Origin of the sequence: uncultured Shimia sp. (assembly GCF_913054185.1) — a bacterium.
Lineage (GTDB): Bacteria > Pseudomonadota > Alphaproteobacteria > Rhodobacterales > Rhodobacteraceae > Shimia.
This window is the reverse complement of sequence record NZ_CAJXIV010000013.1, coordinates 40,212-63,190: the sequence shown is the minus strand read 5'-3', so window position 1 is coordinate 63,190 and position 22,979 is coordinate 40,212. Positions and strand designations below refer to the sequence as shown.

Here is a 22,979-nt window from a genome sequence, read left to right as displayed (position 1 = left end):
ATGTGGGTTCCAGCGGTGGAGTGATGGCATCCGGGCCTTCAACATCATCATCGCTCTGCGGGGTGACAACCATGGCACCCAGTGCCAATGCGGATGTGCTCAACAATAGGGTAAGTAGCATGGAACGACAGTCCTTCTAACGCACAAGGTAATGATTTTTAAAGAAATCACTGGTTTGCCTATACACGCTAAGCGGTTGCATTCAACGAATGGATCGCCGTTAACTAATATTCGGGTGGAAACAGTGTGTTTCCCTAGTTTTTGGTCAAAAAAGTGTGGTCTTGGCGCACCGGCCGGGTCGTGAAGAGCCGATTTTGGCGCCACGGTTTTCATCGGGAGAGGGAAAGTGGTGGGCGACCCTGGAATCGAACCAGGCGTGCGTCTCCGCGAGGGAGTTACAGTCCCCTGCCACACCTTGCGGCCTGTCGCCCACTTTCCTGAGGCGCGCTGGCCTCGGTGTGAGGGGTATTTATTGGCATGGGCTGGGGCCGTCAACCACAAAATACCTTGCAGAGGCCGCTTCTTTTCCGCATTGGTGAACCCTCTTTATTTTGAAGGTGTCAGAGCGATGAAAAAACCCAAATGGGTCGTGCAAAAAGAACAGCAGAAACGCAAAGATGCGGCGGAAACCGTCTGGTTGTTTGGCCTGCATGCGGTGCGCGACGCTTTGGCGAATCCCAAGCGGGAAAAGCTGCGCCTTATCGTGACCAAAAATGCCGCCAACAAGCTGGCGGAAGCCATTGCTGAGTCCGGGATGACGCCTGAGGAAGTGGATCCACGCAAGTTCAACGCGCCGCTCGATCCGCAGTCTGTGCACCAGGGCGCCGCACTTGAGGTGAAGCCGTTGAACTGGGGCAAACTGTCGGACGTGGCGATTGCCGACGATGATCGCCCTCAGCGCCTGATCCTGCTGGACCGGGTGACCGACCCGCACAATGTGGGCGCCATTTTGCGCTCCGCCGAAGTCTTTGGCGCTTTGGCCGTGATTGGCACCCGTCACAACTCTGCCCCGGAAACTGGCGCCTTGGCCAAAACCGCCAGCGGCGCGCTCGAGCGCCAGCCCTATCTGCGTCTACGCAACCTGGCTGACACAATCACTGAGCTGCAAAGCATAGGTTATCTTGTGTTGGGCCTGGATGGCGAAGCTGAGGCAACAATCGAAACAGCGCTGGCAGACCGACACGATGCACCTATTGCGCTGGTGCTGGGGGCCGAAGGGCCGGGCTTGCGCCAAAAAACCAAAGAGACCGTGGATCAACTGGTGAAAATTGACTTTGCGGATGCCTTTGGCTCATTGAATGTGTCCAACGCCGCTGCCGTGGCGCTGTATGCGTCTTTGCCACGCAAAACCTGATCCCCTACACGTTCTGAAAAATTCCCGCCGGAGGCTCCCAACAGAGCCTCCGCGTGCCTAGATGGGATTGGGCAGTGCTATAGCTGAGGGAGAGCGTCATTTCACATCCATCCAAAATTGCCACCTGCTGTTATTGTGGTGCCCGCGCCGCGTTGGTGTTGGCTGGCGACACCCGCCATGAACTGGCCTGCAGCAAGTGTGGCGCGCCTCTGCACAATCTTAAACAAATGCCACGCCCGGCGTCGGGCAAGGATCCGGCGCATTTTGCGCATCCCATCCGTACCCCAAAGTCCAAAGGCAAAGTGGCGCATAAATCGGACAAACGTGCCGCCAACGCCAAGCCACATTGGAAAAGTGCGCCCAACCTCAAGAAGAAAAAAACCAAGAAGAAACGCGGGAAATGGGCCAAGGACCTGTTTGAAGATGTGTTTGACGTGATTGAGGATATCTTTGATTGAGCGGATATCTGCCCAATCTGTTAACCACTTGTTCATGAGAATCTCGCACGGTCTTTACATCCAATTCTGCGAACATACGTAGTGATGTAAGAGACACGGACTACGGAGCTTCCGTGTTTCCCTTCACTGTCCCTCGTTCCGAACTTGCGCCCAAGGTCCCTCTTGGGCGCTTTTTTTTGGCTTTTTTTCTGGGGGTGTCTCTGTAGGGTGGCGGTGAATTCAGACCTTCCGGAACAAGACACATTGCCATGACATATCCTGATCCCTTTTTGCGTGACATTCTGAAGCGCAGCAAAACCATCGCGGTGGTCGGCGTGTCGATGAACCCGGTGCGTCCGAGCTATTACGTGGCGCGGTATTTGTCGCTCAAAGGCTACACGGTCATTCCTGTGAATCCGGGACACGCAGGCAAAAATCTGTTTGGCGCCACCATACAACCCAGTTTAAGCGCCATTCAGGACCCTGTTGATATGGTCGATATCTTTCGCCGGTCCGAGGCTGTACCGGCGATTGTGGACGAAGCTTTGGCGCGGTTTCCAGCGTTACAGACAATCTGGATGCAAATTGGCGTAGAGCACGCCGAGGCCGCAGCAGTTGCTGAGGCGCGTGGCGTGGATGTGGTGCAAAACCGCTGCCCGAAAATTGAATATCAACGTCTGTTTGGCGAGCTGCGCATGGGCGGCTTCAACACCGGGGTGATTTCGTCAAAACTCTAAGCAGCCGGTTTGTCGGCTTTTGTGGATTTGACCAGCTCACCCATCACTTTTGCAAGTTCATCTTTGCGGAATGGTTTGCCAAGACAGGCGTTCATGCCAGCTTTCAGGTAACTGTTGGTTTGCTCCGGCAAGATGTTGGCAGAGAGTGCCACGATGGGCGTGTGTTGATTGGGGCCGGGATGCGCCCGTAGAATTTCCGTGGCCTCCACGCCGTCCATGTCCAACAGCTGAATGTCCATCAGGATCAGATCATAGCGTTTGGCGGCACAGCGTTGCAGGGCAGGCCGCCCATCCTCCACCATGTCCACGTCAACCCCCATGCTTTCCAGAAACCGCCGCACGATCATCTGGTTGGTGCGGTTGTCCTCCACCACCAACGCCTGAACTCCGCCAAAACTTGTGATGGTCGGCGCGCTGGCGTGTTGGGGTGTTTCCTTTGGCGCGTCGACAACCACCAGTGGGACAGTGAACCAGAAGGTGCTACCTTTGAACGGCGCGCTTTCCACGCCAATCTCGCCACCCATCAGTTCGACCAGCTCCTTGGAGATCGACAGGCCCAGCCCGGTGCCACCGTACCGGCGGTTGGTGGCAGAGCTGGCTTGCTCAAACTTGTTAAAAATACGCGCTTGGGCTTCTTGGGTGAGGCCAATGCCTTCATCCCGCACGGCAACATGTAGCAGCGCACCTTGCACTGAAACCATCAAAGTCACCGCACCGTTTTGGGAAAATTTGATGGCGTTGCCAACCAAATTGGTGATCACCTGATTGAGGCGCGTCGGATCGGCAGATATCCAGGCTGGAACGTCGGCGGCAATTTCGATGTCCAGCGCGAGTTCTTTGGCCTTGGCCGCTCCAGATTGTGCGGCCGAAATACCAGTCAGCATTTCGCGGGTCGCAAACGGAATGTTTTCAATGCTCACGCCATGTGCGGCAATCTTGGAATAGTCCAACACGTCGTTGATCAACACCATCAGGCTGCGACCAGAGCTGCGCCCGGTGGCCACTAGAGATTTTTGGTCTTCGGTCATCTCCGTTTCGTCCAGAAGTTGAAGAATGCCGGATAACCCATTGAGTGGCGTTCGAATTTCGTGGCTCATCTTCGCTAAAAACTCACTTTTTTCCCGATCCGCACGCTGTGCTTCGTCGCGCAGCTCAATCAGGCGCGCCTCTTTGCGCTGGATCTCGCTGTGGAACATAGTGAGCCCGACCATGAGAGTTGCGATAACCAGGGCTGTTGCCAAAGCCGCGCTGAGCGGCAAGGCTTCGAGTAGGAGGGCCGCTGCGACGAGATTGAGCGTGACCACAATCGCAGTGATCCAGGCAGCGCGCTGTCCGATCAAAAGCAGGGTTAGAACTGGGGGGCCGATCAAGAAGATCTCTTGACGCCACAAGTAGTCAGTATCCTTGAACATCAAAAGATTGGTGTGGGCAAGGAACACAAGTTCCAGAGCCACAGTGCTCAACACCATACTCTTGGTTTTGTGCCAAATCAAAGGTGTCAGAAAGTATCCCAGAACAAAAACGATCGATGCGGTTGCCAACGGCACGTCGTACTGTGGGTCAGTGGCGTGCAGGTACAGATTATAGAGGGCGGCAACAACGCCCAAAATGCCGGAGAACCCACACAAAAGCCTTGCGCGGGTGGCCTGAAATCCGTGGTCTTGAAGCAGCGGCGGCCAGAAGTAGTTTCTGATCACAGCGCCAAAACCTCTGGAAACGTCGGTAGTCATGACATCTGCAGTCTTGTTGCCTAGGTTTCTTTGATGACGCGTAGAGTCTTAAATTTACCTAAAGTTCGCTTACCATGTGTGGACCTTGGATCGAAAAACCCTTCTTTTTACCGTTTGCGTCCCGCTTGTACGACGTGGCGCTCTTCCCAGTTGTATCGGCTGTCTTCCAGTACCGGCGACCAGAACAGATACCCGCCATAGCGCCATGGATCGAGCACGATGCCTTCGCGCATTTTTTCGCCACGGGCGCTCATCACAACCGTGCTGTGCTCGATCAGGATGGTGTCGTGGTTGGCAATGGCACGGTGCATGTCCAGGGTCTGAAAATTTTCCTGACGCAAGCGGGTCTGGAGATCATCCGCCCAATGCCAGCACAGCCCGCGCGGGCGCCGACCTTGGTTGACCTTGGCGTTGTGCATCAGCGCGCTGTCGGTGACGTTGTAGTCTTGGCGCAGCACCAGTGAGTAATTGTAGGAAATCTCCGCCGCACGAGCGGCCTCGGCGGGGTCAACAGCTGGATCAAGAGCGATCAACGCTTGAGCCAATCCAGCCACATCCGCTGGCGCTTTCTCTTGCGGCGCGCCACACGCCACCAAAACCACTGCCGCCAGAAGCGCCAGTCCCACCCGTAAATTTGCAATCATCAACTCGAGGCCTCTTTGGACTTTTGCGCGACTATAGGCTGACCCGCGCAAATGCCAAAGTGTTTGCTTAGCCTTTGGGGCGCGCGGCTTTTTCGGCCACACCGCTGAGGCCCTGACGTCGGGCCAGCTCTGCCAGCACGTCGTCCAGCGCCACGTCACGCGCTTCCAGCATCACCAGCAGGTGATACAGCACATCGGCCGCCTCATAGGTCAGCTTCTCGCGGTCGCCTTTCACAGCTTCAATCACCGCTTCGATGGCTTCCTCGCCAAATTTCTCAGCGCATTTCTCCGGGCCTTTGGCCAGAAGCTTTGCTGTCCAGCTGCTTTCGGGGTCTGCTTTGGCGCGCTCAGCAATGGTGGCGGCCAATTCTTTTAGAACACTCATGTCAGCCTCATCGGAATACCGGCGTCGTGCATGTATTGCTTGGCTTCCTGCACAGTAAATTCGCCAAAGTGAAAGATCGATGCTGCCAAAACCGCACTTGCGCCCCCTTCGGTCACGCCTTCGACGAGATGGTCAAGTGTTCCCACGCCACCGGATGCAATCACCGGCACGTTCACTGCGTCGCTGATGGCTCGGGTCAGCGGCAGGTTGAAACCCGCTTTGGTGCCGTCGCGGTCCATCGATGTCAGCAGGATTTCCCCCGCACCTTTGGCCACCACCAGCTTGGCAAACTCCACCGCGTCAATTGGATTGCCGTTTTTGTCCAAAGCCGCTTTCCGCCCGCCATGGGTGAAAATACCCCATTTGTTGGGCACGCCGTTGTTGTCATGGCCAATGGTTTTGGCGTCAATCGCACAGACAATGCACTGGCTGCCAAACTGCGCGGCGGCTTCGGCAATCACATCCGGGTTGGCCACGGCCGCAGAATTGAAGCTCACCTTGTCAGCACCGGCCAGCAACAGTTTACGGACATCGGCCACAGTGCGCACACCTCCGCCAACTGTGAGGGGCACAAAACACTGCTCCGCTGTGCGCTGCACCATGTCAATCATCACGCCGCGATTGTCGTGGGTGGCATGAATGTCCAGAAAGCAAATTTCGTCCGCGCCAGCTGCGTCATACACGCGTGCGGCCTCAACCGGGTCGCCCGCATCGCGCAGGCCAACAAAGTTTACACCTTTGACCACACGGCCATCAGCGACATCCAGACAGGGAATGATACGAGTTTTCAGCATATCGGAGCTTTCTCAAAGCGTTGCGCCCCTCCTTAGCGTGGCGCGGCGCAACGTGCAATCTGCTCAGACGGAGGACGCCTAGGTTGCTCGTGCCACGCGCACCAATGACTCCCGCGCAATCAGGATGTGAAATGGCATAATGGTGGCCAAGTACATCCGCCCAAACAGGTTGTTGCGGTGCACCCATGTGGCGACAAACACCTTGCCGCCTTGCGAAAGCACCGACACCCTAAAATTCAGGTGGCTGTCATCAAACCCGGCAATCACCTCTGTGTCGCTCTCACTTTCCACAGGGAAAATCCCAACACAGTCCTGATTTTTGGGGGCTTCGGTGCGCAGGCCAAAAGGTTTCACCAACACAGTGCGCAAGTTGGCCAGCATCTGCGCCCAGCCGGGAAAGTTGGTGACAATTTCCGCCGCTTGGCGCGGTGGCATGTCACTGTCAATGCAATAACAATCCAGAAAATCATCCGGCGCAATACGGGCGTGTAGCTGACTGTTTTCGGGCAAGGGCGTGGCGGTGACATCAAAGAATGAAACGGACATCTGCGTCTCCTGATTTGTTCGCGCCGCCAAGCTGCGGCAGAACCAAGCAAACCCCAAGGCGTCACAAGGTCACGCCTCGCCTGATACGTCCTTGCTTTTGCGACGCAGGTCTTTGCTCACCATCACAATCAGGCTCACCACAATCACAAAGCCTACCGGCATGGTCAGGATCACCAAGCCAGCATTGGAATAAGCCGAATTGAGCTGTGCGCCGATGTTTTCACCGTTCACGAAACACCCGTCGGTGTGCATCGCCATGCCAAATGTGCAGCCATGGGCCTCGGCAGTGCGCTGCGCCCACCAGACCAAATAGGCTGGCCACACACAGGCCGCCAGCACCAGTGTCAGTACTGCATAAGCAATCTTGCGGCGCAGTCTCACGCCTTCAGGACTTTCAGCGCCTCTCCAAGGTCAATCGCGCCGTCATACAGCGCACGGCCAGAAATTGCGCCGTTCAGCGCTGCGCCACAGTTTTTGAGCGCCTTCAGGTCGTCGACAGAGCTCACACCACCGCTGGCGATCACCGGGATTGATACAGCTTTGGCCAGTGCTGCCGTGGCGTCCACGTTGGGACCTTTCATCGCACCGTCGCGCAGGATGTCAGTGTAGATGATCGCGCACACGCCGTCGTTTTCAAACGACTTGGCAAGATCGATCACGTCGACATCGGTCTCTTCGGCCCAACCTTTGGTCGCCACTTTGCCGTCACGTGCGTCAATACCCACGGCCACTTTACCGGGGAACTCTTTGGCCGCTTCACGCACCAGATCCGGGTTTTCCACCGCAACCGTGCCCAGGATCACGCGAGACAGGCCTTTGGAAATCCAGCGTTCAATCGTGGCCATGTCACGAATGCCACCACCCAGCTGCGCTGGCACATTGGTTTGCTTGAGGATTTCCTCAACCGGCGTCGCGTTGATCGGAATGCCCGCAAACGCGCCGTTCAGGTCCACCAGATGCAGCCACTCACAGCCCGCTTCGACAAATTCCAACGCCTGTGCGGCTGGGTTTTCGTTGAACACGGTTTCCTTGTCCATGTCACCATGCAGCAGGCGCACAGCATTGCCATCTTTGAGGTCAATCGCGGGATAAAGGATCATGGGGCAGGGGCCTTTTTGTCGTGTCGCGCCGAAACCGGCTGTTAAGGTTGGTTTTGCATGGTGTCGTCAAAATTGCAACGCGGCGAGACATCACTCCCTGACCCAAAGTCAGGGTTGATGCGACTCACAGGCTTGTCGCAGAGTTTGTGCAAATACTCGGGAGGAAAATGATGAAAAAAACGCTAATGGCTGCGGCCTTGACCCTGATTGGGGCCACATCGGCCTTTGCTGACCCCATTTTTGGCACTTGGAAAACCATTCCGGATGACAATGGCAACTATGGTCTGATCAACGTTGTGGCCTGTGGCAGCAAAATCTGCGGCACTCTGGCCAAATCGTTCAATCCGGATGGCAGCGAGCTCGATAGCCCAAACAACGGCCGCCAAATCATTTGGGATATGAACGCGGATGGCGGCGGGGCCTATAGCGGCGGCAAGGTCTACTCGCCGGACCGCGACAAGACTTACAAAGGCAAGTTGCAGCTCTCTGGCAATGCCTTGGCAGTGAGCGGCTGTGTCCTGGGCATCTGCCGCAGCGGCGGATCCTGGACCCGCGTCAAGTAACGCGCGCCTGCAGAAACACAAAAAGGCGCGGTTATCCCGCGCCTTTTTTTATGCTGTTCTGATCGTTCACACCGCGCCGGTGAACTCACCACGGGCCGGATAGTCGTTTTTGATTGCAAAATCCAACGCCCCCAGAAGCTCGCTGAAATGCGGGCGCACAAATGGCATGGTCTGCACCGAGCCATAATACAGCGCTTGCTCAGGGCTGACCATAAACAGACCCGGCTCGGAGAACAGCGCAGGCTCTTCAATGCCAATGGAGGTTTTGCCGCGTGAGGTGGAGATGTACAGACCCCATGCTTTGGCCACATCCAACGGCAGATCATAGGCCACGCGCAGGCCGGTGGCTTCAATCTTCTTGGCCATGTCAGCAGCGCGCTCTGCGCCATCGCTGCTGACTGCCACACAGGTTACGCCACGCTCGGTAAACGCGGCGACCAGCTTTTCCAGTTCTTTCAGGTAAGTGGCGCAGATCGGGCAGTGCAGGCCGCGATAGAAACACACCACAGTGCCGCGCTCAGAGCCTTCAGCGGAGAGATCAAAAGTGCCACCACCCACAAGTGGCAGAGTCAGGTTTGGCGTTCTTTGGCGGGGGATCAGCATAGGATTGTCCTCTTGAATTTGTGCTTGCTGGACTTATTGTCGGTTTCTGTGTCAATTAAATCCGATTGATCGTGCCAAAACTCCGAAAGCCTCAAATGGACCGCCTGACCACACTTGTTGAGAAATTTCACCTCACCGTGCATCCTGCCACGCTGCCTGAGGCCAATCTGATTGCCAAAGCCGGTGCCGATGGCACCCCGGCGCGGGTGGTGTTTTTCACGCGCGGTGCCTGCATGACCACTTGCGCAGGTGAAGTGCTCTTTGCCGCACAAGTGGATTGGATGGGGCTGTCCAACCCTTTGATGGCGGCTTTGCCGGATGAGGTACGTTACGATCTCAGCGGTGAAGAGGACAGTCGCGCCTTGGTACGCTTGATGGCAGAGGAAACCAGCGCCAACCGCTGCGGAGCCCAATCGGTGATCAATCGTTTGGGCGAGGCGTTGATGGTGCGCTTGCTGCGCGAGCAGATTTCCCAAGGCACCACTGAAGTGGGTTTGCTGGCTGGTCTGGCTGATCCCCGCCTCAGCCGGGCAATTGTTGCGATGCACGACTTTCCAGGCCGGGTCTGGAGCAATGCAGATCTTGCCCAAGAAGCTGGACTGTCCTTGTCGCGCTTCTCCGAACTCTTTGCGCAAATAGTAGGCGAAACCCCCATGGGGTATTTGCGCCGCTGGCGGCTGATATTGGCGCATCAGGACATCACCCGTGGCGACCGCGTCGACGCCGTAGCCCGCCGCTATGCCTACGCCAGTCCGGAGAGTTTCACGCGCGCCTTCCGCAAGGCCCACGGAGTTGCGCCCACGGCCCTGCGCGCGGCCTAGCTTTATTCTTCCCCAAATACCTCGGGGTGAATTGCGCATAGGCGCAAGAGGGGCTGGCCCCTCCCATGTGTGCCTTTAGGGCGTCCATTTCAGGAAGTTGCCAATCATGCGCAAGCCAATGTCCTGGCTCTTTTCCGGGTGGAACTGCATGCCGACCATGGTGTCGCGCCCGATGATGGCGGTCACGTCTCCACCATAGTCCACATGCGCCAAACGTTCTTCCGGCTTGGTCACATGGAACTGATAGGAGTGCACAAAATAGGTGTGGTCACCGCTTTTGATGCCATCGAGCAGCGCGTGCGGGTGGTCAATCACCAGATTGTTCCAGCCCATGTGTGGCACTTTTAGGCTGGCGTCACTTGGCTCAATCTTCTCAACGTCACCTTCGATCCAGCCCAACCCTTGGGTCAGCTCATATTCATGGCCTCGGCTGGCCATCAGCTGCATGCCCACACAAATACCCAGGAACGGCCGGCCTTTGCCTTCCACCGCCTCGACCATCGCATCATAGATGCCTTTGTGACCGCGCAGTTCTGCTGCACAGGCTGGAAAGGCGCCGTCACCGGGCAGCACCAGTCGGTCCGCCTTGGCAACCACATCGGCATCTGAGGTCACAACAACCTCACCGCCGTGCACCTCTGCGGCCATCCGTTGAAAGGCTTTTTCGGCAGAGTGCAAGTTGCCGCTTTCATAGTCGATGATCGCTGTGAGCATGATCTTGGTCCCATTTTTAGTGTCGCTTCCAAGTGAAACGAAACGCCGCGCGGGTCAAGAGGCTGCGGGGCAGGGGCGGCGTTTAGCCAGTGGCTTGTGTGCCAATCCGGTCAATCAATGCCATGACCGCTTCAAATGGGCTGTCTTCGATCGGCGCGTCGGTACAACCAAACTCGCCACCAAGATACAGCAATGTGAACCCGTGAATCAGCGACCACACCTGCGCCTCCACGATGTGCGGGTCCTCACCTTCCGGTACAAACGGAGCACAGACGCTGCGCAGGATCAGGTACGCTTCCGCTTCTTCGCGGTTGTCGCTACGCGGCGCATGCACGCCCAACCCGTGTTCGCCAAACATCACTTTGAGCAACCCACTGTGACCGAGACCAAACTGCAAATAACCGCGGCATATGCTGCGCAGACGGGCGCGGTCAGTCTGCTCTCCAGCATCAATTGCCTCCGTCATGTATTTGGAAAATATGTCAAAACCTTCTTCAGCAATGGCCGTGATCAACCCCGGCAGCCCGGCAAAGTGATGCGCAGGAGCCGCATGAGACACGCCAGCGCGCGCGGCACATTTGCGTAAACTCAGCGCTTCCAGCCCACCTTCTTCCAACAAATCAATGCCCGCCCGGATCAGGGCGCGTTTGAGGTCTCCGTGGTGGTGGCGGGTTTTTGCTGTGGTCATAGGCGCACATTACCCCGGGACTTGACAGTGTCAAGCTGTTCTGATTTTTACAGTGTCAAGATTAACTTTACAGTGTCAAATTGATCGGAGTGTCCCATGTACCCCATCCCCAAACGCCCGCTGCTGCCGCGCAGCCTGCCAGTTTTGTGGTTCCTTGCCATTGCCATCGCCTTGGCGTCGATGCGGTTCCTGATTGCCGACATTGCTTTGGTGATGCCGTTTATGTTGCACCACGCGCTGGAGCGTCCGATCCTGCTTTATGGCCACATTGCATTGGCTCCTATCGCACTGGCGCTGTTGCCATTGCAGTTCAGCACAAAACTGCGCCTCCGCCGCCCAAGACTGCACCGTTGGCTGGGACGTCTCTACGGTGTGATGATCCTGCTCTCTGGTTTGTCGGGCTTCTTCCTCGCCTTCCAAACCGAGATGGGGCCGATTGCGGCCTCTGGATTGGCATCGCTAGCGGTGGCCTGGCTCAGCACCACCGCCGTGGCCATCTACCTGGCCACTCAACGCAACATTCCGGCGCACCGCCGCTGGATGATCCGATCCGCCGCCCTGACGCTCTCCGCCGTCACCCTGCGGCTCTACCTGCCCATAGGTGAACTCACCGTGGGCATGGACAGCGCATACCCGATAATCTGTTGGGCCTGCTGGGTGCCAAACATGTTTGTTGCGGAATGGCTGATCCGAAGAGAGCTTTCGCCAAGCTCCGCACAACCTGCGTAAAACAAAAAAGCCCGCGCAGTGCGGGCTTTTTAAACATCTTGGTAAATAAGGCGACTTAAAGCGCGCCTTTGGTGGAGGGGATGGCGTCTGCCTTGCGGGGATCCACTGCCACCGCGTCACGCAATGCACGCGCCACGGCTTTGAAGGTCGCCTCAGCAATGTGATGGCTGTTGAACCCGTGGATCTGGTCCACATGCAGGGTGATGCCGCCGTGGGTGGCCAAGCCCTGGAAGAACTCGCGCACCAATTCGGTGTCAAAAGTGCCAATCTTCTGGGTTGGCATCTCCAGGTTCCAAATCAGGAACGGACGCGCGGACAGATCAAGACTGGCCCGCACTTGCGCATCATCCATCGGCAGGTGGCAGGTTGCATAACGGCGAATGCCTTTTTTGTCACCGAGTGCTTGGGTTAGCGCCTGACCCAGCGAGATGCCCACATCCTCTACCGTGTGGTGGTCATCGATGTGATAATCACCTTCGGCGCGGATGGTCATGTCAATCAGGCTGTGGCGCGACAGCTGATCCAGCATGTGGTCAAAGAAGCCCACGCCGGTCTGGTTGTCATAAGTGCCGGTCCCGTCGAGATTGATCTCCACGGTGATCTTGGTTTCCGCAGTGGTGCGGCTCACGCTTGCCTGACGCATCTGGTCATCCTTCGCTGATAGTCGGCCACCTTATAGGCAGCGCATCTGCGCGGGCCAAGGGGGCGCAGTTTGCGATTGTGGTCAGGGTGGCATTTGTGCCAGCTTACCCCCAAACCGACATGAGGGCTTTTATGACCACCTGCGTCTTTATCCAGATCCGCTGCAAACCCGGCACCACTTACCGCGTCGCCGAAGAAATTGCGCTCAAGGAAATCCACTCCGAGCTACACTCCACCAGTGGTGAGTATGACTTGCTGATGAAGCTTTACATCCCAGAGGGTGAAGATGTGGGCAAGTTCATCAACCACCATATGCTGGATATCGCGGACGTCGAACGCACGCTGACGACGCTGACCTTCAAGGCGTTTTAGACCTTCGTAAACAGGAGACTGCCATAGCCGATTTGGACACAAACAAAGCCAACGCCATGACGTTCTACGATCTGATGTTCAATCAGAACAAGCCGCGTGAGGCGGTAGAGACCTACGTTGGCGCCGAGTACATCCAGCACAATCCACATGTTGGCGACGGCAAAGAGGCCTTTATCACTTATTTTGAACGGATGGCGGTGGAGTACCCCGGCAAGAAAGTCCACTTCAAACGCGCCATTGCAGAAGGCAATTTGGTGGTGCTGCACTGCCATCAGGAATGGCCCGGCGATGAAGACTACGCCGGTATTGACATCTTCCGTTTTGATGACGAAGGGAAGGTGGTGGAGCACTGGGATGTGTTGCAAACCATCCCAGCGACCTCAGCCAATGATAACGGGTTGTTCTAAACCGATTTCCCATTGATCCAGGTGGCCGCGATGGCGCGGTCATCGCCCATCATAATGGTGGGGAACAGCGCTTCCCAGAGATCATTGGCCCGCACGGACCTCTGCTCAATTTCCGGCGTGCTCGCCAAATCCAGTACCACCAGATCTGCCTCCATGCCCACGGCCAGATTGCCAATTTTGTCTTCCATATGCAGCGCCCGCGCAGAGCCTTGCGTGGCCAGCCACATAAGTTCTGCCGCGTGTAGGGGGCGATGGCGCAGTTGTCCAACTTCATATGCGCTCGCCATGGTGCGCAGCATCGAAAAGCTGGACCCGCCGCCGGTGTCACTGGCCAGGCCAACTCGTTGACCCGCGGCCATCAGACCTCCCATGTCAAACAGGCCCGACCCGATGAAGGTGTTAGAGGTGGGACAGTGGATCAATCCAGCCCCAACCTCGCGCAGCCGGTCCTTTTCACGCTCTTCCAGATGGATCGCGTGGCCATAGAGGCCTTTCTCGCCCAAGAGGCCAAATTGCTCATAGGTGTCTAAGTAGTCCCGCGCCTCAGGGAACAACTCTGCCACCCAGGCAATTTCATCGGTCTGTTCACTCAGATGGGTCTGCATCAGGCAATCCGGATGCTCTGCCCAGAGACTGCCAAGCGCCTCTAACTGCTCCGGTGTGGAAGTTGGCGAAAATCTCGGCGTGATGGCATAGCTGATCCGGTCAACTCCGGCCCAGCGTTCTATCAAAGCCTTACTGTCATCATAGGCGCTCTGCGGAGTATCACGCAGCCCGTCCGGCGCATTACGGTCCATACAGGTCTTGCCCGCAATCACGCGCTGGCCTCGGGCCTGCGCTGCTTCAAAGAAAGCGTCGACTGACTCGGTGTGAATTGTGCAGTAGCTCGCCATGGTGGTCACACCGTGTTTTGCGGTGAGGTCGAGGTAAGTGTTGGAAATCTGATCCGCATACGCCCGATCGCCAAACCGCATCTCTTCGGGAAAGGTGTAGCTGTTGAGCCAATCAATCAGCCGCTTGCCCCAGCTCGCGATGATGCCGGTCTGCGGGTAGTGCACATGTGCATCCACAAAGCCTGCGGAGATCAGCTTGTCGCCATAGTCGACCACGTCTGCCGCAGGGTAGGCGGCCCGCATGGCGTCGGATGTGCCAAGCGCCACAATGCGGCCAGCCTCAAGGACAACCCCACCTCGGGTTTCATGTCGCGCCGCGTCCACGCCTGTCTCAAACGGATTGGCGGCAAAGCTCAGTGTCTGCCCAAGCAGGAGGGTCTGTGCGCACATAAGTATCTCCAATCAGTTGGGGGCGGTCTTTTTTCCACATCAACGGGTCGTGTCCCATTGAGTCCATGCTTTGATTTAAACTAAGGTCCGCATCAAGTCCAAGACCGCACTTGGCGGTAGAGTGTCAAATGGGGAGCGCGTCATGCCCAACACAGAGTTGCAGACCGCCCCCGAAGCAGAGACCGAAGACTACAGGCTTTCCAAAAAACTGATTGCCGGTGTGCTCTACGCGCTGGAGGCACAAGACCGCCACACGCTTGTCGAGTTAACCGAGCCGCTGCACCCGGCTGACATCGCTGACCTTCTGGAACAGATCAATCCGTTTGACCGCCGTCGCCTTGTGCAGCTCTATGGCGAGGAGTTTGATGGGGATATCCTGTCGGAACTGGACGATGGTCTGCGCGAAGACGTTATGGCGGTTCTCCAACCGGACGTTCTTGCTGACGCGGTGCGTGATCTGGAAAGCGATGACATTGTCGACATCGTTGAAGACCTGGATGAACCGGCGCAGGAAGCCATTCTTGAAACGCTGGAAGATGCGGACCGGGTCGCGGTTGAGCAGGCGCTTAGTTACCCGGAGAACACCGCCGGTCGTTTGATGCAGCGCGAGACTGTGTATGCGCCGGAACACTGGACAGTGGGAGAAGCGAGCGACTACCTGCGCAACGCTGAAGAGCTGCCGGAACAGTTTTATCACGTGATCCTTGTGGACCCGCGTATGAAACCGGTCGGTAACGTCACACTGGGCAAGCTGATGTCGTCTCATCGCGATCTGCCACTGGCCAAAGTGGTGGAAGAGTTGTTTCAGGTGATCCCGGTCACGCAGGATGAAGAAGACGTGGCTTACGCCTTCAACCAATACCACCTGATCTCTGCCCCTGTGGTGGATGAGGATGAGCGCCTTGTTGGTGTGATCACCATTGATGACGCCATGGCAGTGCTGGATGAAGAGCACGAAGAAGATATCCTGCGCATGGCGGGTGTGAGTGACGAAGCCAGCCTGTCCGATACCATCCTTGATGCCGCCAAGGGCCGCGCCACCTGGCTGTTTGTGAACCTGCTGACCGCCATTCTGGCCTCCGGCGTGATCAATCTCTTTGCGGATACCGTGGATCAAATGGTGGCGCTGGCGGTGCTGATGCCGATTGTCGCCTCTATGGGGGGCAACGCGGGCACACAGACCATGACTGTGACCGTGCGTGCGCTGGCGACCAAAGACCTCACCGCGCAAAATGCCTGGCGGGTGATCCGGCGGGAGGTTTCCGTGGGGGCACTCAATGGCGCGCTGTTTGGCCTGATCATGGCGGGTGTGGCCGGTGTCTGGTTTGGCGTGCCAATGCTGGCACTGGTGATTGCCGTGGCGATGTTCCTCACCCAGATCGCGGCCGCGCTGGGCGGCATCCTGATCCCGATGACGCTGGAGCGTATGAACATCGACCCAGCCTTGGCCTCTGGTCCCTTTGTCACCACCGTGACCGATGTGGTGGGGTTTTTCCTGTTTCTGGGCCTGTCTGCCCATATGCTGCTCTAACCAAAGGATTGGGCTATGGATCTCACAGAGCAAAAAGCAGCAGCACGAAAGCTGGCCTTTGCCCGTCGCAAAGACGCCTTTGCCAACGCAGCCCCCGGCCGATCGGCGCATCTTTCCGCAGTGCTGGCAGGGTATCGTGGAGTTCCCCTAGCAGGGTACATGCCGATCCGCACCGAAATCTCTCCGCTGGCGGCAATGGCCGAAGCCTCGGCCCATGGCCCCGTGGGGGTTCCAGTCATCCAAGGCGAGGCCATGCCCTTGGAGTTCTCCCGCTGGGAACCGGACGGCGCACTCCGCGATGGCCCTTTTGGCGCGAAGGTACCCATTGAGGACAACTTCTTTGACCCAGAGATTGTGATTGTGCCGCTGGTGGCCTTTGACATCAGGGGCGGACGGCTTGGCTATGGCGGTGGCTTTTATGATCGCACACTAGAGCGCCTGCGGGCCCGCCGCGCCACTTTGGCCATTGGCCTGGCGTTTGACGCACAAGAGGCTGACGCTCTGCCTTTAGAAGACACCGATCAGCCTCTTGATATGATGATCACGGATACCCGGATTATCGAGTTTTAGGAGTCAAACTCCGGATTGGCTCCGGTGGCATTCACCCGGAAATACTCCCAGGCATCCTGCTCACCGCCACCTTTGAATTTACAGACGCCATATTGATTGCCGTCTGCGTCTTTGCGGATTTCATAAGCGTGACCTTGATTGATACAGAAAGTCGCGGCAGGGTTGGCCGCATCAGCAGCCTGGTTTGGGGCGGAGTATTCATCACAGCCCGCCAGAGCGGCCAAAGCGCCCGTTGCTGCCAGTGTCAAAATAGGTTTCATCAATAACATCCTGTGTTGTCTGTTCCTGCCTAAGATATCGCCTGATTGGTGTGGAGCAAGGGCGGAGTACACGCTGACTTGCGCCGTTACGCCACATTCCGCTGGTGACACTCTTGCCAAGCGCGAAACTCCCCCCTAGGACGATCCCCATGAAAATGCTTTTCCTTGGTGATGTGATGGGCCGCGCGGGACGTGCGGCTGTGGTGGAACGCCTGCCGAAGCTGCGCGACGCGTGGCGGCTGGATTTTGTTGTGGTCAACGGCGAAAATGCCTCCAACGGCATGGGCCTGTCTGGCGACCATGCCAAGACGCTGCTGGACGCGGGCGCAGACTGTATCACGCTGGGCGATCACGCCTTTGACCAAAAAGACATGTTGCAGTTCATCCAAAACGAGCCTCGTGTCATTCGTCCGCTGAACATTGCGCGTGGCGATGTACCTGGCAAAGGCTTTCGCGTGTTCACCGCCCGTGCTGGGCGCAAGGTGCTGGTGACACAGGCACTGGGCCAGGTTTTCATGAAGCAGCCTTACAGTGATCCGTTCTCAGCCGTAGACCAAGTGCTGCGCGCCCATCCACGTGGCGGCATGGTGCAGGCGGCAATTGTCGACATGCATTGCGAAGCCACGTCCGAGAAAATGGGCATGGGGCACTACTGCGACGGGCGTGTGAGCCTTGTGGTCGGTACCCACACGCATATCCCAACCGCAGACACACAGATCCTGCCTGGTGGCACCGCATTTCAAGCAGATGCGGGCATGTGTGGGGATTACAACTCGGTGATTGGCATGGAAAAGACCGAACCCATGCGCCGCTTTGTGACCGGCATGCCCAAATCACGGTTTACGCCTGCGCTGGGCGAAGCCACGCTCTCTGGGGTCTATGTGGAAACCGACGACCGCACCGGCGCCGCAACTCGTATCGAAATGGTCCGTCAGGGTGGGCGGTTGAGCCAATGTGGCCCCAGTTGACGCCAAAATGTTGGTTTGATCTGAGGCGAGCACCTGCCCAACAGGCATCTACCTAAAATCTGTTGCCCAACAGGGCCTTCATGCTAAACGTTGGCCGCTGGTAACAACGGGATTGGTATGGATCTTTTTGCATTTTCGCAAACCACACAGGCGGTTTTGGCGCTTCTCACCGTGTTGGGCATGTTTGTGCTGTTTCTGCGCGAAGCCTATCCCACTGAGGTGGTTGCCATCGGCGGCGTTGCAGTTCTCCTGTTTTTAGGGGTCTTGCCATATCAAGCCGCGCTTGGTGTCCTGTCCAACCCAGCCCCTTGGACCATCGCGGCGATGTTCATTGTCATGGGTGCTTTGGTGCGCACCGGCGCATTGTCGGTCTTCACCTCTTTGGCAGATGGTCAGGCTCAAGAACGTCCACAAGTCGCGATCTCGGTCTTGCTGTGCTTTGTGGTGATCGCCTCTGCGTTTGTGTCCAACACGCCCGTGGTGGTGGTGATGATCCCGGTGTTCACGCAACTGGCGCGTACCTTGGGAACTTCGGCCTCTAAGCTTCTGATCCCATTGAGTTATGCGGCGATCATGGGGGGCACATTGACCCTCATCGGCACGTCCACCAACCTTTTGGTGGACGGTGTGGCCCGCGACCAAGGCTTGGAGCCTTTCAGCATTTTTGAGGTCACGCCTTTGGGCCTGATCATTGTCGTTTGGGGCATGGCGTATCTCTACTTTTTTGGCCGTCGCCTTCTGCCGGAACGCGCCAGTATGGCGGACCTGCTGTCCAACCGCAGCCAGATGAAGTTTTTCACCGAGGCGGTGATCCCACCGGAGAGCAATTTGATTGGCCGGGAGGTCACTGGTGTTCAGTTGTTCAAACGGGATGGCGTGCGTTTGGTGGATGTGATCCGTGGCGACACATCTCTGCGCCGCAACCTTGCTGGCGTGACTCTGCAAGTGGGGGACCGCGTGGTACTGCGCACCAAGATGACAGAGCTGCTGAGCCTACAGCGCAACAAATCCCTCAAGCGTTTGGATCAGGTTGGCGCGGTGGAGACCACCACCGTCGAAGCGTTGATCACGCCCGGCTGTAAAATGGTTGGGCGCCGCCTTGGATCACTTCGCTTGCGGCGTCGCTTTGGTGTCTATCCGCTGGCGGTGCACCGCCGGAACCAGAATATCGGCCAGCAGTTGGATCAGCTGGTGGTCCGCGTGGGTGACACTTTGCTGCTCGAGGGCGCGCCAGAAGACATTCAACGTCTTGCCAGTGAAATGGACATGGTGGACGTGTCCCAGCCGTCGGAGCGGGAATACCGCCGCGGCCATGCGCCAATTGCCTTGGGCGCGATGATGGGCATTGTGATCCTCGCAGGCATGGGCGTGGCCCCAATCCTGTATCTCGCTATTCTGGCTGTGGCTGTGGTTCTGCTCACCCGCTGTATCGACGCGGATGAGGCGTTTTCATTTGTCGATGGCCGTCTGCTGTCTCTGATTTTTGCCATGCTTGCCATCGGGGCCGCCCTGTCGCATTCCGGCGCGGTGTCGCTGATCGTGAACGGTCTTGCGCCGGCGCTGCAAGGCCTGCCGCCATTCCTGTTGATTTGGGCGATCTATCTGCTGACATCTGTCCTGACCGAGCTGGTCTCCAACAACGCGGTCGCCGTGGTTGTCACCCCCATCGCTGTGGGGTTGGCACAGGCCATTGGTGTGGATCCGCGCCCCCTGGTTGTCGCCGTGATGATTGCTGCCTCGGCCAGCTTTGCGACACCCATCGGCTATCAGACCAATATGCTGGTCTTTGGGCCCGGCGGTTACAAGTTCACCGACTTTATGCGCGTCGGCATTCCGCTGAACCTGTCGATTGGCATTTTGGCCTCCGCGTTGATTCCGTTCTTTTGGCCGCTGTAAGGCCATTAAAACAGCGCGCAACGTGTGTTGCGTTTACCGTTGCGCGCCTTAGGCAGCTGAAAAAACGCACCTCCGCAATACAGTCGCGATACAGACATAATACCGACGTCAAAACAGCGTCAAATTTGCTGGTTAATAGGCCAACAAAAAACGCGCCGCAGAGGCCTGCGGCGCGTTGTCTTTGAATCAGATGAAGATCACTTCTTTTTGCGCGGTGGCATCAGGTCGGTGATCGTGCCTTCAAACATCTCAGCAGCAAAATTGATAGTCTCACTGAGCGTCGGGTGGGGGTGAATCGTGTGTCCCAGATCCACCGCATCTGCGCCCATTTCGATGGCCAGAGCCACCTCTGCAATCAGGTCACCGGCGTTGGGGCCAACAATCCCCGCGCCGATCACGCGCTCGGATTCTTCGTCGAAAATCAACTTGGTAAGCCCTTCAGAGCGGCCCAAAGATAGCGAGCGCCCGGAGGCGGCCCAAGGGAAAACACCCTTGCCAATTTTTAGCCCTTCGGCCTTGGCCTGTGTCTCCGTGACACCCACCCAAGAAACCTCGGGATCGGTGTAGGCCACCGATGGGATCACCCGCGCATCAAAGTGACGTTTGTGACCCGCAGCCACTTCAGCGGCCACTTTGCCTTCATGCACAGCCTTATGCGCCAGCATTGGCTGTCCAACAACATCGCCAATGGCAAAAATGTGAGGTGCACCAGTGCGTTGCTGACTGTCGACCGCAATGAACCCACGCTCATCCACAGCCACACCAGCCGCCGCTGCGTTGACCTTCGCCCCATTTGGACGACGCCCTACTGCAACAAGCACTTTGTCAAACGTATCAACGACTTCGCCCTTAGGGCCTTCCATGGTGACTTCGAGACCAGCGTCCGTTGCTTTAACTGCAGTGACTTTGGTTTTGGTTAGGATGGCCTCATACCGTCCCTCGATCCGCTTATGCAGCGGCTTCACAACGTCTTTGTCCGCACCAGGAATGATCTGATCCATGAACTCAACGATGGTCACTTTTGAGCCCAACGCGTCATACACAGTCGCCATTTCCAGGCCGATGATGCCGCCGCCAAGCACCAGCAGACGCTCTGGCACATCTTCCAATTCCAGCGCGCCGGTGCTGTCGATCACGCGTGGATCATGTTGTGGGATGAAGGGCAGGGTGACCGGCTCAGAACCGGCCGCAATGACACATTGGTCAAAGCTGACAGTGGACTTCTCGCCGTTATTGTCGACCTCAATCATATTGGGGCCAGTGAAGGTGCCGTAGCCGTTCACAACCTGCACCTTGCGCGCTTTCGCCAATCCGCCTAGGCCGCCAGTTAGTTGATTTACAACGCTTTCTTTCCAGCCGCGCAGCTTATCCAGATCAACCTCAGGCTTGGCAAAGCTGATGCCATGCTCCGCCATTTCCTCAGCCTCGGTGATCACCTTGGCAGAGTGCAACAGCGCCTTGGACGGGATACAACCGACGTTCAGGCAAACACCACCCAGCGAGCTGTCTTTCTCGATCAGCACAACCTTTTTTCCAAGGTCCGCAGCGCGGAAAGCCGCCGTGTAGCCACCTGGGCCAGAGCCCAGTACAACCACTTCGGCGTGCACATCGCCGGTGCCCGTGGCAGAGCCAGTGGCGGCTACTGCCTGCGGAGCAGAAGGTGCTTCTGCAGTTGCAGCCTTAGGCGCCTCAGCAGCACCTTCAGCTTCCAACACAAGGATCAAGCTGCCTTCCGACACAGCGTCGCCTTCGGCCACTTTGATGTCTTTCACCACGCCTGCGGCGGGCGATGGCACTTCCATAGTGGCTTTGTCGCTTTCGACCTCAATGAGCGGGTCTTCTGCGGCAACGGTGTCCCCAACAGAAACCAGAACGGAGACCACGGGAACTTCTGAAAAGTCCCCAATATCAGGTACTTTGACGTCCATCTTAGTTCTCCTTACCACATCAACTTGCGCATATCGCCAAGCAGGGTTTTCAACGTCACGGTGAACCGTGCCGCCAAAGCCCCATCAATGGCGCGGTGGTCATAGCTGAGCGACAGTGGCTGCATCAGGCGTGGCACAAACTCTTCGCCATTCCACACAGGCGCCATTTTGGAGCGGGTCAGACCAAGAATGGCCACTTCCGGCGCATTCACGATTGGCGTGAAAGACGTACCGCCAATGCCGCCGAGGCTGGAGATTGTGAAGGTTGCGCCTTGCATATCGCCGCTCTTCAACTCGCCTGCACGGGCTTTGCCGGACAACTCCATGAGATCTTTGGAGATGTCCACGATACCTTTGCGGTCCGCATCTTTGATCACAGGAACAACCAACCCGTTGGGCGTGTCTGCTGCAAAGCCGATGTTGTAGTAGTCTTTCTTGATCAGCTTGTCGCCATCCGGGTGGATCGAGGAGTTCACTTCCCAATGCTGCTTCAGCGCAGAGACAGAGGCTTTGATCACAAATGACAGCAGGGTCACGCGATAGCCTTCTTCCTTGGCCATCGTGTCCATTTCTTTGCGGTACTTGTCCAGATCGGTGATGTCCGCTTCGTCGTTGTGGGTGACATGCGGAATGTTGAGCCAGCTGCGGTGCAACGCAGGACCGGACAGTTTCTTGATCCGTGGCATGTCCACATCTTCGACAGGGCCAAATTTGGAGAAATCCACGGTTGGAATTGGTGGAATGCCCATGCCGCCCTGTGCTGCGCCACCAGCCACAGGGGCCGCTGTGGTGCTCTTCAGGAAGGCGGTTACGTCTTCACGCAGGATACGACCTTTGCGACCCGAGCCATTCACCTTGGCCAGATCCACGTCCAACTGGCGTGCAAAGGCGCGCACAGATGGGGAGGCGTGAGTCTTGCCAAATCCGGCATCGGTAACCGCTGCGGGAGCTGGCGCGGCTACCGGGGCTGGTGCTGCGGCAGCAGGCGCGGCGGCCTCTGCTTTAGGGGCAGGGGCCTCCGCCGCTTCACCTTCTGCGTCCAGCGTCAGGATAAGGGAGCCTTCGGACACCGCGTCGCCTTCCGCAACTTTGATTTCCACGATTTTGCCAGCCACGGGGGAGGGCACTTCCATGGTGGCCTTGTCGCTTTCCACTTCGATCAGCGGATCTTCTGCGGCGACCACGTCACCGGCACTCACAAGAACGGAAACCACTGGAACTTCAGTGAAATCGCCGATGTCGGGAACTTTGACTTCGATTGTCATTTTCAAATCTCC

Annotated in this window: 27 protein-coding genes and 1 tRNA gene; 12 read left to right on the top strand and 16 right to left on the bottom strand. The window is 57.3% G+C overall.

Features of this window, described 5'->3' with window-relative positions; genetic code table 11:
- Positions 1-347: 347 nt before the first annotated feature.
- A tRNA-Tyr gene (locus QZ517_RS04985) sits at positions 348-431 on the bottom strand.
- A gap of 137 nt (positions 432-568) precedes the next feature.
- On the opposite strand from QZ517_RS04985, the gene rlmB reads away from it, so the two are divergent.
- The 3 genes from rlmB to QZ517_RS04970 all read left to right on the top strand — a co-directional run bounded on the left by rlmB (position 569) and on the right by QZ517_RS04970 (position 2,528).
- Entirely contained in the window at positions 569-1,354 is a 786-nt protein-coding gene (rlmB, locus tag QZ517_RS04980; RefSeq protein WP_294223106.1) for a 23S rRNA (guanosine(2251)-2'-O)-methyltransferase RlmB, read from the top strand.
- 227 nt (positions 1,355-1,581) lie between these two features.
- Positions 1,582-1,812, top strand: coding sequence for a hypothetical protein (locus QZ517_RS04975; RefSeq protein WP_294223104.1), 231 nt, complete (start codon positions 1,582-1,584; stop codon positions 1,810-1,812).
- 248 nt (positions 1,813-2,060) lie between these two features.
- Positions 2,061-2,528, top strand: coding sequence for a CoA-binding protein (locus tag QZ517_RS04970; RefSeq protein WP_294223102.1), 468 nt, complete (start codon positions 2,061-2,063; stop codon positions 2,526-2,528).
- Here the strand turns inward: QZ517_RS04970 and QZ517_RS04965 are convergent.
- From QZ517_RS04965 to hisA, 7 genes are all read right to left on the bottom strand, one after another.
- The gene (locus QZ517_RS04965) at positions 2,525-4,258 is read right to left on the bottom strand and encodes an ATP-binding protein (protein ID WP_294223100.1); all 1,734 of its coding nucleotides are present in this window, start codon (positions 4,256-4,258) and stop codon (positions 2,525-2,527) included. The genes QZ517_RS04970 and QZ517_RS04965 overlap by 4 nt on opposite strands.
- 107 nt (positions 4,259-4,365) lie before the next feature.
- A complete protein-coding gene (locus tag QZ517_RS04960) occupies positions 4,366-4,902 on the bottom strand; it encodes a hypothetical protein (protein ID WP_294223098.1) in 537 nt (178 codons plus the stop codon).
- 67 nt (positions 4,903-4,969) lie between these two features.
- Positions 4,970-5,287 (bottom strand): phosphoribosyl-ATP diphosphatase, encoded by a 318-nt coding sequence (locus QZ517_RS04955; protein ID WP_294223095.1) that lies wholly within the window; start codon positions 5,285-5,287, stop codon positions 4,970-4,972.
- Positions 5,284-6,081: an imidazole glycerol phosphate synthase subunit HisF gene (gene hisF, locus QZ517_RS04950; RefSeq protein ID WP_294223091.1), complete on the bottom strand. Its 798-nt coding sequence runs from the start codon at positions 6,079-6,081 to the stop codon at positions 5,284-5,286. The genes QZ517_RS04955 and hisF overlap by 4 nt, the downstream gene beginning before the upstream one ends.
- A 78-nt stretch (positions 6,082-6,159) precedes the next feature.
- Positions 6,160-6,627, bottom strand: coding sequence for a DUF2867 domain-containing protein (locus QZ517_RS04945; RefSeq protein ID WP_294223088.1), 468 nt, complete (start codon positions 6,625-6,627; stop codon positions 6,160-6,162).
- A gap of 69 nt (positions 6,628-6,696) precedes the next feature.
- Positions 6,697-7,008 carry a hypothetical protein gene (locus QZ517_RS04940; protein ID WP_294223083.1) on the bottom strand — a complete coding sequence of 104 codons (312 nt, stop codon included), beginning with the start codon at positions 7,006-7,008 and terminating at the stop codon, positions 6,697-6,699.
- The gene (gene hisA / locus QZ517_RS04935; RefSeq protein ID WP_294223080.1) at positions 7,005-7,727 is read right to left on the bottom strand and encodes a 1-(5-phosphoribosyl)-5-[(5-phosphoribosylamino)methylideneamino]imidazole-4-carboxamide isomerase; all 723 of its coding nucleotides are present in this window, start codon (positions 7,725-7,727) and stop codon (positions 7,005-7,007) included. Before hisA ends, QZ517_RS04940 begins: the two co-directional genes overlap by 4 nt.
- A gap of 170 nt (positions 7,728-7,897) precedes the next feature.
- On the opposite strand from hisA, the gene QZ517_RS04930 reads away from it, so the two are divergent.
- Positions 7,898-8,290 carry a DUF2147 domain-containing protein gene (locus QZ517_RS04930; protein ID WP_294223077.1) on the top strand — a complete coding sequence of 131 codons (393 nt, stop codon included), beginning with the start codon at positions 7,898-7,900 and terminating at the stop codon, positions 8,288-8,290.
- Between the two features lie 66 nt (positions 8,291-8,356).
- Here the strand turns inward: QZ517_RS04930 and QZ517_RS04925 are convergent, their stop codons facing one another.
- On the bottom strand, positions 8,357-8,893 hold the full coding sequence (locus QZ517_RS04925) for a peroxiredoxin-like family protein (protein WP_294223075.1): 537 nt from the start codon (positions 8,891-8,893) through the stop codon (positions 8,357-8,359).
- A 95-nt stretch (positions 8,894-8,988) separates the two neighbouring features.
- Here QZ517_RS04925 and QZ517_RS04920 point away from each other — a divergent pair, with 95 nt between their 5' ends.
- A complete protein-coding gene (locus QZ517_RS04920) occupies positions 8,989-9,714 on the top strand; it encodes an AraC family transcriptional regulator (RefSeq protein WP_294223072.1) in 726 nt (241 codons plus the stop codon).
- Positions 9,715-9,789: 75 nt separating this feature from the next.
- Here the strand turns inward: QZ517_RS04920 and hisH are convergent, their stop codons facing one another.
- Together hisH and QZ517_RS04910 are read right to left on the bottom strand one after the other, a co-directional pair.
- The gene (hisH, locus tag QZ517_RS04915) at positions 9,790-10,428 is read right to left on the bottom strand and encodes an imidazole glycerol phosphate synthase subunit HisH (RefSeq protein WP_294223069.1); all 639 of its coding nucleotides are present in this window, start codon (positions 10,426-10,428) and stop codon (positions 9,790-9,792) included.
- A gap of 82 nt (positions 10,429-10,510) precedes the next feature.
- On the bottom strand, positions 10,511-11,116 hold the full coding sequence (locus tag QZ517_RS04910) for a TetR/AcrR family transcriptional regulator (RefSeq protein WP_294223066.1): 606 nt from the start codon (positions 11,114-11,116) through the stop codon (positions 10,511-10,513).
- Positions 11,117-11,212: 96 nt separating this feature from the next.
- Between QZ517_RS04910 and QZ517_RS04905 the strand changes: the two genes are divergently transcribed.
- The gene (locus QZ517_RS04905; RefSeq protein ID WP_294223064.1) at positions 11,213-11,845 is read left to right on the top strand and encodes a DUF2306 domain-containing protein; all 633 of its coding nucleotides are present in this window, start codon (positions 11,213-11,215) and stop codon (positions 11,843-11,845) included.
- Between the two features lie 55 nt (positions 11,846-11,900).
- Here the strand turns inward: QZ517_RS04905 and hisB are convergent, their stop codons facing one another.
- Positions 11,901-12,488 carry an imidazoleglycerol-phosphate dehydratase HisB gene (gene hisB / locus QZ517_RS04900; protein WP_294223062.1) on the bottom strand — a complete coding sequence of 196 codons (588 nt, stop codon included), beginning with the start codon at positions 12,486-12,488 and terminating at the stop codon, positions 11,901-11,903.
- Positions 12,489-12,619: 131 nt separating this feature from the next.
- Between hisB and QZ517_RS04895 the strand changes: the two genes are divergently transcribed.
- On the top strand, positions 12,620-12,859 hold the full coding sequence (locus QZ517_RS04895; RefSeq protein ID WP_164641951.1) for an Lrp/AsnC ligand binding domain-containing protein: 240 nt from the start codon (positions 12,620-12,622) through the stop codon (positions 12,857-12,859).
- A 56-nt stretch (positions 12,860-12,915) separates the two neighbouring features.
- Positions 12,916-13,266: a nuclear transport factor 2 family protein gene (locus QZ517_RS04890; protein WP_294223057.1), complete on the top strand. Its 351-nt coding sequence runs from the start codon at positions 12,916-12,918 to the stop codon at positions 13,264-13,266.
- Here QZ517_RS04890 and guaD read toward each other — a convergent pair.
- Positions 13,263-14,549: a guanine deaminase gene (gene guaD / locus QZ517_RS04885; RefSeq protein ID WP_294223054.1), complete on the bottom strand. Its 1,287-nt coding sequence runs from the start codon at positions 14,547-14,549 to the stop codon at positions 13,263-13,265. The two genes, QZ517_RS04890 and guaD, sit on opposite strands and share 4 nt — an antisense overlap.
- 142 nt (positions 14,550-14,691) lie before the next feature.
- Here guaD and mgtE point away from each other — a divergent pair, with 142 nt between their 5' ends.
- Positions 14,692-16,080: a magnesium transporter gene (gene mgtE, locus QZ517_RS04880; protein ID WP_294223052.1), complete on the top strand. Its 1,389-nt coding sequence runs from the start codon at positions 14,692-14,694 to the stop codon at positions 16,078-16,080.
- Positions 16,081-16,095: 15 nt separating this feature from the next.
- Positions 16,096-16,650 carry a 5-formyltetrahydrofolate cyclo-ligase gene (locus QZ517_RS04875; protein ID WP_294223048.1) on the top strand — a complete coding sequence of 185 codons (555 nt, stop codon included), beginning with the start codon at positions 16,096-16,098 and terminating at the stop codon, positions 16,648-16,650.
- Here the strand turns inward: QZ517_RS04875 and QZ517_RS04870 are convergent.
- Positions 16,647-16,910, bottom strand: coding sequence for a DUF333 domain-containing protein (locus QZ517_RS04870; protein WP_294223045.1), 264 nt, complete (start codon positions 16,908-16,910; stop codon positions 16,647-16,649). The genes QZ517_RS04875 and QZ517_RS04870 overlap by 4 nt on opposite strands.
- A gap of 149 nt (positions 16,911-17,059) precedes the next feature.
- Here QZ517_RS04870 and QZ517_RS04865 point away from each other — a divergent pair, with 149 nt between their 5' ends.
- Both QZ517_RS04865 and QZ517_RS04860 read left to right on the top strand, forming a co-directional pair.
- A complete protein-coding gene (locus tag QZ517_RS04865; protein WP_294223042.1) occupies positions 17,060-17,878 on the top strand; it encodes a TIGR00282 family metallophosphoesterase in 819 nt (272 codons plus the stop codon).
- Between the two features lie 117 nt (positions 17,879-17,995).
- Positions 17,996-19,774, top strand: a complete 1,779-nt coding sequence (locus QZ517_RS04860; RefSeq protein ID WP_294223039.1) for an SLC13 family permease — start codon at positions 17,996-17,998, stop codon at positions 19,772-19,774.
- A gap of 197 nt (positions 19,775-19,971) precedes the next feature.
- Here QZ517_RS04860 and lpdA read toward each other — a convergent pair whose 3' ends face one another.
- Positions 19,972-21,702, bottom strand: a complete 1,731-nt coding sequence (gene lpdA, locus QZ517_RS04855; RefSeq protein ID WP_294223037.1) for a dihydrolipoyl dehydrogenase — start codon at positions 21,700-21,702, stop codon at positions 19,972-19,974.
- An 11-nt stretch (positions 21,703-21,713) separates the two neighbouring features.
- Positions 21,714-22,967, bottom strand: coding sequence for a dihydrolipoyllysine-residue acetyltransferase (aceF, locus tag QZ517_RS04850; RefSeq protein ID WP_294223034.1), 1,254 nt, complete (start codon positions 22,965-22,967; stop codon positions 21,714-21,716).
- Between the last annotated feature and the right edge of the window lie 12 nt (positions 22,968-22,979).